18 protein-coding genes and 2 pseudogenes are annotated in these 13,181 nt (G+C 37.1%); 14 read left to right on the top strand and 6 right to left on the bottom strand.

The genetic code is table 11. From position 1 onward, the window contains the following. Positions 1-62 precede the first annotated feature (62 nt). The 8 genes from GGR10_RS06430 to GGR10_RS06395 all read left to right on the top strand — a co-directional run bounded on the left by GGR10_RS06430 (position 63) and on the right by GGR10_RS06395 (position 5,195). On the top strand, positions 63-824 hold the full coding sequence (locus GGR10_RS06430; RefSeq protein WP_182480411.1) for a hypothetical protein: 762 nt from the start codon (positions 63-65) through the stop codon (positions 822-824). 118 nt (positions 825-942) lie between these two features. After that, entirely contained in the window at positions 943-1,452 is a 510-nt protein-coding gene (locus tag GGR10_RS06425; RefSeq protein WP_182480410.1) for a hypothetical protein, read from the top strand. A 4-nt stretch (positions 1,453-1,456) separates the two neighbouring features. Then, on the top strand, positions 1,457-1,924 hold the full coding sequence (locus tag GGR10_RS06420; RefSeq protein ID WP_182480409.1) for a crossover junction endodeoxyribonuclease RuvC: 468 nt from the start codon (positions 1,457-1,459) through the stop codon (positions 1,922-1,924). A 2-nt stretch (positions 1,925-1,926) separates the two neighbouring features. After that, positions 1,927-2,232, top strand: a complete 306-nt coding sequence (locus tag GGR10_RS06415) for a DUF1376 domain-containing protein (protein WP_182480408.1) — start codon at positions 1,927-1,929, stop codon at positions 2,230-2,232. A gap of 10 nt (positions 2,233-2,242) precedes the next feature. After that, entirely contained in the window at positions 2,243-3,376 is a 1,134-nt protein-coding gene (locus GGR10_RS06410) for a DUF1376 domain-containing protein (protein WP_182480407.1), read from the top strand. Continuing rightward, positions 3,366-3,782 carry a hypothetical protein gene (locus tag GGR10_RS06405; RefSeq protein WP_182480406.1) on the top strand — a complete coding sequence of 139 codons (417 nt, stop codon included), beginning with the start codon at positions 3,366-3,368 and terminating at the stop codon, positions 3,780-3,782. Before GGR10_RS06410 ends, GGR10_RS06405 begins: the two co-directional genes overlap by 11 nt. Positions 3,783-3,985: 203 nt before the next feature. Further along, positions 3,986-4,858 (top strand): DNA adenine methylase, encoded by an 873-nt coding sequence (locus GGR10_RS06400; protein WP_182480405.1) that lies wholly within the window; start codon positions 3,986-3,988, stop codon positions 4,856-4,858. Positions 4,859-4,916: 58 nt separating this feature from the next. Continuing rightward, positions 4,917-5,195 carry a hypothetical protein gene (locus tag GGR10_RS06395; RefSeq protein ID WP_182480404.1) on the top strand — a complete coding sequence of 93 codons (279 nt, stop codon included), beginning with the start codon at positions 4,917-4,919 and terminating at the stop codon, positions 5,193-5,195. 259 nt (positions 5,196-5,454) lie between these two features. Here the strand turns inward: GGR10_RS06395 and GGR10_RS06390 are convergent, their stop codons facing one another. The 4 genes from GGR10_RS06390 to GGR10_RS06375 form a co-directional block, all read right to left on the bottom strand. Next, entirely contained in the window at positions 5,455-5,760 is a 306-nt protein-coding gene (locus tag GGR10_RS06390; protein WP_182480403.1) for a BrnA antitoxin family protein, read from the bottom strand. Continuing rightward, positions 5,738-6,037 carry a BrnT family toxin gene (locus GGR10_RS06385; protein ID WP_182480402.1) on the bottom strand — a complete coding sequence of 100 codons (300 nt, stop codon included), beginning with the start codon at positions 6,035-6,037 and terminating at the stop codon, positions 5,738-5,740. The genes GGR10_RS06390 and GGR10_RS06385 overlap by 23 nt, the downstream gene beginning before the upstream one ends. Before the next feature lie 247 nt (positions 6,038-6,284). Then, positions 6,285-6,596 (bottom strand): helix-turn-helix domain-containing transcriptional regulator, encoded by a 312-nt coding sequence (locus tag GGR10_RS06380; RefSeq protein ID WP_182480401.1) that lies wholly within the window; start codon positions 6,594-6,596, stop codon positions 6,285-6,287. 12 nt (positions 6,597-6,608) lie between these two features. Next, positions 6,609-6,932: a type II toxin-antitoxin system RelE/ParE family toxin gene (locus GGR10_RS06375; RefSeq protein WP_182480400.1), complete on the bottom strand. Its 324-nt coding sequence runs from the start codon at positions 6,930-6,932 to the stop codon at positions 6,609-6,611. Between the two features lie 314 nt (positions 6,933-7,246). Between GGR10_RS06375 and ssb the strand changes: the two are divergent. The 3 genes and pseudogenes from ssb to GGR10_RS06360 all read left to right on the top strand — a co-directional run bounded on the left by ssb (position 7,247) and on the right by GGR10_RS06360 (position 8,551). Beyond that, positions 7,247-7,693 (top strand): annotated as a pseudogene (ssb, locus tag GGR10_RS06370) (single-stranded DNA-binding protein). 39 nt (positions 7,694-7,732) lie between these two features. Continuing rightward, positions 7,733-8,005, top strand: a complete 273-nt coding sequence (locus GGR10_RS06365) for a hypothetical protein (RefSeq protein ID WP_182480399.1) — start codon at positions 7,733-7,735, stop codon at positions 8,003-8,005. Then, the gene (locus GGR10_RS06360) at positions 8,006-8,551 is read left to right on the top strand and encodes a hypothetical protein (protein WP_182480398.1); all 546 of its coding nucleotides are present in this window, start codon (positions 8,006-8,008) and stop codon (positions 8,549-8,551) included. A gap of 22 nt (positions 8,552-8,573) precedes the next feature. On the opposite strand, the gene GGR10_RS06355 is transcribed toward GGR10_RS06360, so the two are convergent. After that, entirely contained in the window at positions 8,574-8,882 is a 309-nt protein-coding gene (locus GGR10_RS06355) for a HigA family addiction module antitoxin (protein WP_078664127.1), read from the bottom strand. 10 nt (positions 8,883-8,892) lie between these two features. Further along, positions 8,893-9,171, bottom strand: coding sequence for a type II toxin-antitoxin system RelE/ParE family toxin (locus tag GGR10_RS06350; RefSeq protein ID WP_078664128.1), 279 nt, complete (start codon positions 9,169-9,171; stop codon positions 8,893-8,895). Between the two features lie 327 nt (positions 9,172-9,498). Between GGR10_RS06350 and GGR10_RS06345 the strand changes: the two genes are divergently transcribed. The 3 genes and pseudogenes from GGR10_RS06345 to GGR10_RS06335 form a co-directional block, all read left to right on the top strand. Further along, a complete protein-coding gene (locus tag GGR10_RS06345; protein WP_182480412.1) occupies positions 9,499-9,999 on the top strand; it encodes a hypothetical protein in 501 nt (166 codons plus the stop codon). Between the two features lie 45 nt (positions 10,000-10,044). Continuing rightward, positions 10,045-12,765: pseudogene (locus GGR10_RS06340) on the top strand (type ISP restriction/modification enzyme); the annotation flags it as partial. Between the two features lie 3 nt (positions 12,766-12,768). After that, on the top strand, positions 12,769-13,181 hold a 413-nt coding region (locus tag GGR10_RS06335; protein WP_182480397.1), incomplete at its 3' end, for a hypothetical protein.

Below are 13,181 nucleotides of genomic sequence, written 5' to 3'. Positions count from 1 at the left end.
CGCTAGACGCTCTGTCATAGCGTGCATGGCCGTATATTGCCTAAACTAAGGTGTATAAGAACATGAGTATAGAAAAGAAATATGAGCTAACAGAAGAGTGTAAGAAAGTTGATGACTTAACTCTTTACCGGATTAGAGCAATAAGAAACTTTGGTAATGTCAAAGCCTGTGATTTGGGTGGCTTTATAGAGAAAGAAGAAAATCTTTCTCACGAGGGCGATTGTTGGGTCTGGGATGATGCCCAAGTATATGGTGGTGCATGCGTTTACGACAGTGCACACGTTTACAACAATGCTTTGGTTTATGACTTTGCACAAATTTCCGGCAATGCACGTATTTTTGACAATGCACGCATTCTTGACAATGTACAGGTTTTCGGGAATGCACAGATTTATGGTAACGCTCAAGTTTACCTCCATGCACTAATTGGTAAAAATGCACAGATTTACGGCAATGCAAAGATTACTGGAGGCGTACTAGTTTACTACAATGCACACGTTTGCGACAATGCAAAGATTTCTAGCAATGCACGCATTCTCGGCAATACACGCGTTTTCGGCAATGCACGTATTTTCGACAATGCACGCATTCTCGACAATGCAAAGATTTATGACAATGCGCTGGTTTACGGCAATACACACGTTTATGGTGACGCACGCGTTTATGGCGAAGCAGAAGTTTACAGCTGGGCACATGTTTTCGGCAATGCACGCGTTTTCGACAATGCACATGTTTTCGGCAATGCAAAGATTTCTGGCAATGCAAAGATTTCTAGCGGCAAATGGTACCGTGATTGTGAGATCAACAATAAAAGCAAAGATTGACGCTAGCACTTCCACTCTACGTGATGCACAACAATTATTAGGTGTATAAGAACATGAGTATAAAAAAGAAATACGAGCTTACGGAAGAAAGTAAGCAAGTTCATATTTAAGATTTGGAATGGAGTACACCCACACTCTTTACCGGATTAGAGCCTTAAGAAACTTTGGTAATATCAAAGCTGGTAACCTTGGTGGTTATGTAGAAAAAGAAGACAATCTTTCTCACTATGGCGATTGTTGGGTTGATGACGATGCTTTGGTTTGTGACAATGCTTGGATGCATGGTGATGCTTTTGTTTCCGGCTGTGCTAAGGTGTATGGTGATGCCCGTGTTTACGGTGATGCTTTGATTTCCGGCAATGCTTGGGTTTTGGGTTATGCACAGGTTCATGGTGATGCGCAAGTATATGATAATGCCTTAGTTTATGGTGACGCACATATTTATGACAATGCGCGGGTTCATGGTAAAGCACATGTTTGCTGCAGTGGAGAAGTTTGTGGTGAAGCAGAAGTTGCTGGCGATGCTTGGGTTTTGGGCAAAGTCTGTTCTGGTAAGCATTTTGGCGATGACGCAGAGGTTGATGTGAGTGCTTCCACTCAACGTGATGCCCAACAGATAAGACAGTAATGTCATGAGCTTTCATTCACAAACCATTCTTTGTCTTGATCTAGGTACGAAAACAGGTTGGGCAGTTTCTTCTGAAGACTGCACGATAGCCAGTGGAACAGTAAATTTTTCTACACGTCGATTTGAAGGCGGTGGGATGAGGTATTTAAGATTCAAGCAGTGGCTTACAGAAACCAAGGCGATACTAGAGCATATTGACGCAGTGTATTTTGAAGAAGTGCGCTGTCACATTGGTACAGATGCTGCTCATGTTTATGGGGGCTTGTTAGCAATCTTAACCTCTTGGTGTGAACACCATCAGATTCCTTATCAAGGTATCCCCATTGCTACGATTAAGAAAGCAATGACAGGCAGAGGTAATGCCCCAAAAACAGAAATGATTAAGGCTGTGCGTGCAAAAGGACATGAGCCTGAAGATGATAATGAAGCAGATGCTTTGGCAATTTTATATTTAATAAGAGAGGGAAAATAGTGATGGCAACGAAATCACCCTGGGTAAAATTTTATCCTAGTCAATTTTTAATTGAGCTTATGCTTTTGAAGCCAAAAGAAACAGCTGTTTACACAATATTGGTATTGCTCATGATTGATTTTGGTGGATCTATTCCAAACAAAACTTCTGATTTAAAAATTGTGTGCGGCTGTTCAGAGTGGACGTTTCAAAACATATTAGAATCTTTAATGAACCGTGGCTATATCATTCGTTTAGAAGATGGCAGCTTATGGCACACCTCATCAGCATTTGATCTTGATATCAGTAATACATCTTCAGAAAAATAGGGGGAAAGCTATGGCAAATAAAATACCATGGACGAGACTTGATGCAGGCGAATGGATGAATGAAGTTTCTTGTTTATCTCCAACCGAAAAATGCATTTATGTAATGTTACGGTTTCAAATGCTTTACACTGGCGAACCTCTTTTGAATGACTTTAAGGCCTTGTCTCTTTATGTCGGTTATCCAGTAAAAACATTTATGAAAGCATTAGATCTTTTATTACTTAAGAAAAAAATTATCAGTTTAGAAGATGGCCGCTTGTGGAATTTAGATGTCGAAGAAGAATTAAATGATAGCAATAAAAACTTAAATAAGTTTTCGGAAAGAGCTTCCAAAGCAGCACATGCGAGATGGGATAAACAAAAAAAGTTAAATGATTCATTAGCAATCAGTGATGATGAAAACGCTAGTGACGATGTTAAGCATAATGCTAGTGATATGCTTAAGCAATGCTTAAGTAATGCTAAGCATGATGCTAAGCATGATGCTAACGCTATGCTTGTTGATGCTATTAACAATAACAATAACATATATAATAAAAAAACTAACACTATCGTGTTATCAAAAAAAGAAAATGCTTCAGAAGATTTAGCAACTGAAGTTTCGGTTCAAAGTGAAACAACCGATGATGCTGTTGAGCAGCAGTTGGATCACGATACACCCTCATCAGAAAACCAATCACCCGTTTCACAGCAAAAAAGCACTGAAAAGAAAACCAAGCGGTCTAGGGATAGACAAAGTTGTCGCATTCCTGATGATTTCGAACCTGATTACGATTTTGCCATTCAAGAGGGTTTGCCTCCAGAGCGGGTTAAAGTCGAGATTGAAAATTTTAAAGATTACTGGCGTTCAAGCGCTAGCCCCAACGCTGTCAAAAAGGATTGGCCGGCAGCATGGCGTATTTGGGTAAGAAAGGCTGTTGAGGATCTTAAGAAAGGAAAAAACTATGGAAAACCAGGCGTTGAACAAACAAAACAACAACGTGGGTGGAATTATCGAGTTGCACAGCACATGTCCAATATCAAAAATTCAGATAATGTTTTCAAATTTTTATTCGAGGATGACGAAAGAACCGCCGTTCCTTTGGAAAACCGGACAAAAACCATCGATTGCAGAAGCGAAGAAAGCTACCTCATTGGTCCATGATGCCTTGAAGAAGCTTGAAAAAAAAGCCACTGAGGAAGAAATCCAGACGGCGTATCTTGTCCTTTCAAGTGGTTTAAAAAGCCAATTGGGATCAGATGAAAAATCAACATCACTTGCGTATTTCTACGCTCTTGATGGCATAAGCAGCTGGGTATTGCAAACAGCTACAAAGGATGCCTTGAAAGGAAAAGCAGAAGGGTTAAACACGACCTTTATGCCATCAACAGCAGATTTTTATCATTACTGTGAAAAACTTGAAAACCGTATTCGCACAAGGGCTAGTTCTATTCTTAAAAATCTTCAAAAGCCCGAGTTAGAGAGCAGGAGGCAGGAGAAATTGGTAACGTCAGAACGTCTGGAAGCTTTTCAAAAAGAACTTCGCAAAATATTTGAGACAGCAAAATAGAGAAAAGTGCTGATTACTTTTGGATTAGATATGCATTTAAATCAACAAAAACGCATCTTAGAGAAAGATTTGGAAGTTTTTTAATGAATTCCACATCTGAAACATAAAACGCTCTGTACGGGGCTAATTTGAGAAAAAATCGCGAAGGGGTCATGAAAATGTTTTCATCACGTTTTTTTCTAATACTGTAGGGGTTGAGAGAGATGGCTTTTAGTTATTCTCCATTAAGGTATCCGGGTGGCAAAGCTGCACTCTATGGAAAAATCAAAGAAATCTTTGAGAAAAATGGATTAAATGGGTGTTCTTATCGTGAGCCTTTTGCTGGTGGTGGTGGATTGGCTTTAAAACTTCTTTTAAATGATGATGTGAAAGATATTTACATGAATGATATTGATCCGTTTATTTGGAGTTTTTGGCATTGTGTTTTGTACAAGACAGAAGAATTAATAGAGAAGATTAACACGACAACTATTAACTTAGAAGAATGGTACAAACAAAAAGAAATTTCTCCTGAAAAAGAAGATGTGCTTACCGTAGGATTTGCTGCGCTCTTTTTGAATCGAACAAACAGATCAGGAATTATTAAAAATGCTGGCCCCATTGGAGGAAAAAAGCAAACTGGGAATTACAAAATAAACTGTAGATTCAATAAAGAAAATTTAATTGACCGAATTAAAAACATAAGCGCAAAAAAAGATAGGATATATTTAACGCAGCTAGATGCGAAGGAATTTTTATTACGTTATGGAACAGATAAAGATGAAAATATTTGCCTTTATATGGATCCTCCATATTTTAAAAAGGGCAAAGGGCTCTATACTTCATTTTATAAAACTAAAGACCACCACCATTTAGAAAACATCATTTCTAAACATGTGAATGCTCTTTGGTTAATTACTTATGACAATGCAGAAGAAGTTAAATTCTTGTACAGTCAATATCCTAAAGTAGAATTTAATATACGCTATTCTCTACAAAATAAGAGAAAAGCTCAAGAACTGATGATTTTCTCACCTAAAATCAAAATTCCACAATCACTAGAACAGAATATAACATCACTTTGCAACGCAGCTTAACTGTTTTCATAAGCAAAATTTAAACTTTCATATTTATTCAAAATCGGGACAATTGGATATGTTTAAAAAGATTAGAACTGTAGTAACATACAGCATAGGATTTGCGGTGTTACAGTTTTTGCAAATAGAAAAAAACACCGAATTTATTCAAGCTGTTTTAATGTTCTCATCGCTTGCTATTTTGATAACTATGATCTTCATGGGAGCTTTCTTTAATTCCAAACTTGCTTCAGAGTTGTATCACAACCCTAAACATCAACATGAAAAAACAACAGATTTGAATATCGCAACAGATTATTTGCAAAGATATTTGCATAGGTTTTTGCATATGCTGTGATGGCGTTTCTTTTACTACTTTTTCAAAACATTAACAGAGAAGTGGAACTCATTTTTTGGCATCTATTTTTACTTTTTGTAGGCACTATTATCTTTCAAATGTACGGTTTCGTAAACAATTTTATAAAATCGCTTAGATTAAACGCTGTCCACTTTTTGTAGATTAAATGCTTTGAAGAACTCAACTAAATACGGTTATTTTTTTGTTTGTATGCTTAGCAAGTTACATACATTACTGAATAGAGAAATATCATGTCAGCCTATCGCATTGAACGGAGCATAGCGTTGCGTAAAATAGTATTAATTCGCGTCTGATAACCTTTACCTTGACTCTTAAGCCACGCTAATACATCGGAATCTACACGCACAGTCGTTATAGTTTTAGTTGGCTTGTAAAATGGATTACGAACAGCATTTTTCCAAAATTCATTATCTAGTGATGGAATATCGCTATAATCAATTTCATTGTCAGGCATTCTAGCCAACTCATTAATTTCAACCTGCTGTTCATCAGTTAAAGACGGTAGATTACTCACATCAACCTCATAACGAACTTTCTTCTTCATAACGTTTTCTCTCTTTCAAACTAGCACGTCGTGCTGAAATAATACGAATTACCTCTCTCCCATCTTTATCGTCATAGATAGTATGAGCTACCAATAGTAATAAGAAGCCATTTACAAGCCCCAAAGTTTGCCAACGATATTCTCCATTTTCAATACGATCCTGTTTAGTCATAGCAAATGGATCTGCAAAAACACGAACAGCTACCTCAAAACTTATACGATGCTTTCTGAGATTGCTTTCCGCTTTGATTTTATCCCACTCAAATCTTATTTTCATACATTATTGTTAATACATTTATATATGTACGTCAAGAGTTTTAAATCAAATATGTTTTATTTTAAATTTCCACTGAGGTAGTTTGGAGAGCGCGTATGCAATTTATCCTCTATGACACATGCATACATTGGCTTCAAAACAAGTAATTGCAATGCGTTTTTTATCTAAGAACAGCTGATATAATTTTTCTATTTCAAAATAGCTTTCACAACTTGAACCATTTGATCTTCTTTAACGGTTACCCAGGTTAAATGTGTGGAACAGATCGTTCAAGGGGTTGTACAGCTAACCGAAGGCCCATGGTTCGTAGTAAAGCAGTCAAACTGCGAAGTTCGGGATTTCCTTTTTGTGAAAGTGTACGATAAAGCTGTGTTGGATTTAGTTCAGCTGCTTTAGCTACAGTTTGAACACCCCCATAGGCTTTTGCCATTTGACGAAGCGTTATAAGTAGTTCACCTTGATCGCCATCAGCTAAAATTGCATCAAGGGTAGCTGCTGCCGTTTCAGGATCATTATAGAACAACTCAGCCATTGCATCATCATGGTTACGGTCTTTCATTTTTACACTCCTTTAATCTTCACGGTTTTGCCAATCATGCCAATAAGCGCACGCGCGGGTAATATCAGCATTTTGCGTCCTTTTGGTGCCACCACACAATAACAGCAATACGGTCTTTCCTAATTGGGTATAATAAATTCGGTAACCAGGTCCGATATGAATTCGCAATTCATAAATGCCATCACGAAGTGGTCTAAAATCACCAAAATTTCCTTGCTCCAAACGGTTAAGGCGGCGGATAATTGCAGTTTTAGCTTGCACATCACGAAGTTTGTGTAACCAGCCGGCTATCAAATCTTTTCCATCAGCAGTAAGGTAGTGGCGTATCTTAAACATAAACAAATTATCGTTTATAAACGAATAATTGTCAAGGATTAATAAGTTTTCTCTAGAATATTTTCTCTTTATGGAAGCTTTTTAAAAATCTATTTTCAGAAGCAATTTTATGAGTATTATCAGTTAGTTATATAAATAGGATGAGAACAGCATTTATGCAGTGATAAAATCACCAATAAAACGTTTATTTTCAGTTATTTATGCTGTTTTTTATCTGGAAAAATGCACTGTTGTGCTATAGTAAAAGCAGCTTTTCATATCCATATTTCGTTTCATTAACACACACATAATTTTCCTTAGAAAAGATATCCAACATGATCAACAAAGTAACTTTAATCGGCTATCTTGGTGCCGATCCTGAGAGCAGAACAATGGCATCTGGTGCAGAGGTGGTGAACCTTCGTATAGGCACTTCTCAAAGATATGTAGATAAAACAACTTCTCAAAGAATAAATAAAACAGAATGACATTCTGTCGTTGTTTTTAATCCGCATCTTGCAAAGCTTGCACTTCAGTATCTGAAAAAAGGTTCCAAGGTTTATGTTGAAGGTCAATTACAGGCGCGTAAATGGCAAGATAAAAGCGGGCAAACACACTACACAACAGAAATTATCTTACCGCAATATAAGGGGGAATTGAGGATCCTTGATAGTGTTCAAAAGGCTGAACCTGACATGGGTGTTCAAAAGCAAACAACGACATGGGAGAGCGGTGGTCAAGAATATTTAGAAACGACTTTGGATGACAATATCCCGTTTTAATCAGGAAGGTTATTCATGGAGAAATAAGGAAGGTCTAAAATGACTATTTATTACACTGTTACAGAACAAAAAATAGATTCATTAAAAAATTACGCAATATATATTCGGCATTTTAATATGGCCATAGGTATTTTGTTAGGGGCAATCATAACTTTAGTTTTGGGGGCAATATGGGATGAAAGCCCTTTGGAGGAGAAAATAACAGTTTTTTTTGTAATAAGCGCTTTCATTATGGGGCTCCTTTATTTGAAGCGAAAGACGCAATCCAAAATAGATAGAATTTGGCAATACATAAATGAATCTGAGGTATAAATGAAAAAACATAAAAAACGGGGAAGACCTAGAATAGAAGGTCAAATAAGAGAACCCAATGGACGTATCTCGCGTGCAAAAACACCTGATAAGTCTTCATATCAACAGACACTTGAAATGCGTGCCAAGCGTTATGGGGTGAGTATTCAAGATGCGAAAAACCCGCTTATTGGTACTTATGTAGGGCGGTTATATTTATTGGAAAAAAAGATTAATCAAGATCAGTACGATGCATCACAGCAATACATTCAGGTAAGAGATGATTATTTATGTGCGAAAGGGTTGCAGGGTGGTTATTATGACGGTGTAATGGCTAATCACGATCAAGATAGTCTTGAAAAATGGGTTGAAGTAGCAACTGATCGCTATGAAGATATGCAAGAGGTTATTAGAGAAACACAGAGACTGCATTGTCGGTATAATCTTAATGCTGCATTAGAGCATCTGGTTATTGAAGATCAACAACTGCCACATCTTGTTAGCTCTCTACGCATGGCTCTGAATGCTCTTCATAAATACTGTCCAGAAAAGAAAAAAACTTTGTAAGTTTTAAGCTTTAATATGGTTTTCAAATAATATGAATAGTTGGAATTTTACTAACATCTGTTTCATGCTCAGCATGCCAAGCATCATAAGCTGCTTGCATACGCAACCAGACAGCAGCACCATCCCCAAATAATTTACCTAGACGAGCTGAAACGGAAGGAGAAACTGGTTTTTTTGTTTTCAAAATATCATAAAGATGCTGGCGTGATATCCCAAGCATTTGTGCAATTTCTAATTTTGTTTTGCCAGTTGCTGGAATAATTTCTGCCAGTAAATCACCTGGATGAGAAGGACAACGGTTTCTTTTGCATTGTACAGGAATATCATTCATAATTTTACTCCTAGTGATATTGTTCAAGATTAACATGATAAGCATTGCATGAGTCAAATTCAAATGTGATGCACCATGGTCCATTTACATGTACCGTGTAACGAGTGGGGTGAAATCCAATTAAAGCATGAAAATTAAATCCTGGAAGATTCATGTCTTCGGGTTTTTCAGCAACATCTAAACGGTCAAGACGAACAATGATCCGTTTAAAAAGTCTCTTGTCAATTTTGGATGAACTTCCCGTTTCAAATAATTCAGCTAATGTCTTACTTTTGAACGTCTTAATCATGCTATTTTTATAGTGTAAAAAAATAAATATGTCAACAAATAGCTTACACTTTTAGAATAGTAAAATGAAATCGTTATTTTTTAATTGACAGGGGGATAAAAATAATATTTAATAACAGAACGGCTTTTAGTCGTATTATGTTTAAAATTACACAATCATGTAATTTTTTTCTTGTTGGTGTTGTTTTAAAAGCCCTGCAAATGCAGGGTTTTTTGATTCAACAAATCTAATTTAGTCATTCCTATTTTTTATGATTTATTGACCTCACTCCCTCCCCTCCTGAGAGTGAGGTCTTTTTTATGTCTCAATCTCTCCAAAGGAATAATTATGGGAAAAGTACAAGTAGTTATCACAAGACCTATGTGTGTTCTTGGTGATAACAAAACAACTGTTCGTTTTGAGCCTTCCACAAAAAGTGAGCCATTCGTTGAGGTTTCTTATCAGGTTTATTCTCGCCTTAAATACGCTGGTGCTGCCAAGCTTTATCAACAATGGCTATCACAAAACGTTAATGAAAAACCTAAACCTAATGAACAAGAAGCTTCTATACCAGAACCTAATAAGCAAGAGGTCTCTGTAGATGTCAGTACTCAAGAGGTTGCACAGGTCGTTGAAGAAGTTGAACAAACTGTTGATGAAAAACCAGCGCTTAATGAACAAGAAGTTTCTATACCAGAACCTAATAAGCAAGAAGTCTCTACAGATGTAGATACGCAAGATACTGAGCAGACTACTCAAGAGGTTGAGCAAACGTCTATAGAATCTAGCAAACAATCTCCAAAAGCAAAAACTTCTAAATCCTCGACGCGTGCGACAAAAAAGGCTTAGACTGTGAAGTCAAATACCCATGCAAAGCAAGTTGAACGCTTTACTGAAACTGCTCAAAATTATATCACGCGCTTAACAAGCATTTTAGCAGAGCCAGATACTGAAGTGCGACAAGCTTTTGACAGTTTCTTAGCAAAATTGCGTGATGATTTAAATGATACCATCACAGAAGATGATGCTATTGAGATGCTTGCACAGCATATTATCATGCTTCCTGTGTTTGAAGTGTTGTTTGAAAGGTATCGATTTACTCGTGAAAATCCTGTATCACGTGCTATACAGTGTGTTCTTGATGCGCTTAAGAAAGCTAACTTTGAGCAAGAATCCAAAGATCTTGAGAGCTTTTACGCTGGTGTAAAATTACGGGCCAGTGGAATTACTGATCCACAAGAAAAGCAAAACTTGATTTTAGAGATTTATGAGAAGTTTTTTCGTTATGCTTTTCCACGCACTGCTAAAAAACTAGGTATTGTCTATACTCCCACTGAGGTTGTAGATTTTATTATTCATTCAGTAAATGAGGTATTACAAACTGAATTTGGCAAAACGCTTGGTTCACCTGGTGTTCACATCATGGACCCGTTTACTGGAACGGGGACTTTTATCACAAAGCTTTTACAATCTGGCCTGATTAAACAGGAAGAAATGGAATATAAATTTCGTCATGAAATCTATGCCAATGAAATAGTGCCGTTAGCATACTATATCGCGGGCATTAATATTGAAGCCACATATCATAGCATTATGAGTGGAGATTATGTGCCATTTGAGGGCATTTGTTTAACCGATACATTCCAGCTTTATGAGCAGGGAAAAGATCAAATGAGTGATCTGTATGAAGCAAAACAGTAAACGTCAGGAAAAACGAGATATTCGTGTCATTGTTGGCAATCCACCCTATTCTGTTGGGCAAAAGAGTGAAAACGACAATGCTAAAAATATCAGTTATCCTAAATTAGATAATCGCATCCGTAAAACTTATGTAACTCGATCTAAAAGCGTTAATTTACGATCGCTTTATGACAGTTATATTCGTGCAATTCGTTGGGCGAGTGATCGCATAAAAGACTGTGGTGTTATTGGTTTTGTCACCAATGGAGGTTTCATTAATGCACGTTCCGCAGATGGTTTACGAAAATGTTTGAGTGAAGAATTCTCGAGTATTTATGTGTTTAATTTACGAGGGAATAAACGCAAAGATATGATGAGTAAAGGGCGCACTCAAGAAGGCCAGAATGTTTTTGGCAGTGGAAGCATGACAGGTATTGCCATAACAATTCTTATCAGAAATCCAGATATTACTGAACCTTGCAAAATTTATTATTACGACATTGGTGATAATTTCACGAGAAAAGAGAAACTTTCTGAACTTCAGCGTTTTGGCAGCATTGGTGGCATCAAGCGTGAACATTGGTTGGCAAGTAATTACACCAGATGAGCATGGTGATTGGATTGATCAATGTAACAGTGATTTTGAAAAGTTGCTCGCTTTGGGAGATAGGAAAGGCAATGGCGTAAAGCTATTCGAAATTTTTTCCGGTGGTATTGTAACTAACCGAAATGCTTGGGCATACAACTCAAGCCGTGAAGTTTTAGCAAAGAATATGAGCAATATGATTACCTTTTATAATAGTGAAGTAGAGCGTTTTAATGCTACATTCCCTCTCTAATCGCAAAGCACGTGAAAATGCTGTAGATGACTTTGTCAACCCAGATGCTAGAAAGATCAGCTGGAGTAGAGATATTAAACAAAAATTAGTGAGAGGAACTATTTTAGCATTTGAAGATGGTTGTCTTACCCAAAGCCTTTATCAGCCTTTTACACGTCAGTGGCTTTATTATAATCGTGCTCTTAACAACAGAGTATACCAAATGCCACATATATTTTCTATGAAAGAAGTCGTTGAAAACAGGGTAATACAAGTTTTAGGAACTGGAGCAATGACAGATTTTTCTGTCTTGATGATTAAGGATTTATCTGATCATGCTGTAATGGATGCTAGCCAATGCTTTCCACGATATCTTTACGAAAATACTGAGTCTTATACAAAGGAAACCAAAACAGCTGGTTTACAACGACGTGATGCTATTACTGATGAAGGATTAGCGTATTTTAAAAAAGCCTACCCTGGTGAAATAATTACAAAGGATGATCTCTTCTTTTACGTTTATGGAATTTTACATTCTGAGGATTATCGTGCCCGCTACGCTCATAATCTTTCCAAACAATTACCTCGTATTCCAACGGTCAAAAAAGTAGAGGACTTTTGGGCTTTTGTTGAAGCTGGTCGAAAGCTTGGTGATTTGCATACAAATTATGAAGAGGTCGAGCCATATCCCATTACATATAAACAGGGTGATCCAAGCACTTGGGTTATTGATGATGAGGTTAGTTTCTACCGTGTTGAGAAGATGAAATTTGCTGGTAAACGTGGTGATATTGATAAAAGCACCGTGATTTATAATGCACAAATTACTATGCAAAATATCCCATTGGAAGCTTACGACTATATAGTAAGCGGTAAACCTGCTCTTGAATGGGTTATGGATAGGCAAATTGTGAAAATTGATAAAGCAAGTGGCATTGTTAATGATGCTAATCGCTATGCTGTGGAGACTGTTGGTAACCCTGCTTACCCCTTAGAATTGTTTCAACGGGTGATTACTGTAAGTTTAGAAACAATGAAAATTGTTCGTAATCTTCCAAAATTGGAAATGAGAGAAATTGAAGATACTCAAAAAAACTGTCCATTAAAAAAGGTTTAGGTTTTGGCGTTAAAGATCCATGCAAAGTGGTATCTGCAACAAGCAGAAAATACTTTTACTAATCTTCAAGCACCGCGTCTTCATTGGGCTTTGCGTAATGCTATTAATAGCACAGCAAAGCAGGTTGAACGTTTTGCTGAAAAGAAAGTTGCAGAGGATGCTTCAATTCCACCAAAGCGCGTTAAGAAAGGTATTTATATTAGCGGCAAAGCCACGGCAAAATTTCTTGAAACGGATATCATTGGTTCAGCTTCTCTACTTCCTCTTAAGATTTTTAAGGCAAGGGAAACGAAACGTGGCGTGATTTATAAAATCTTCGGTAAAAGAGAGATCATGCCCCATGGTTTTATTCGGGGAGGAAAATTTCCAGAGCGTGTCAATCTAAAGATGGGAGGGCATGTCTTTACAAGAACCTC

This window comes from Bartonella chomelii, from assembly GCF_014138465.1.
In the GTDB taxonomy this organism is placed as follows: domain Bacteria; phylum Pseudomonadota; class Alphaproteobacteria; order Rhizobiales; family Rhizobiaceae; genus Bartonella; species Bartonella schoenbuchensis.
This window is presented reverse-complemented; position numbering and strand designations above follow the sequence as displayed.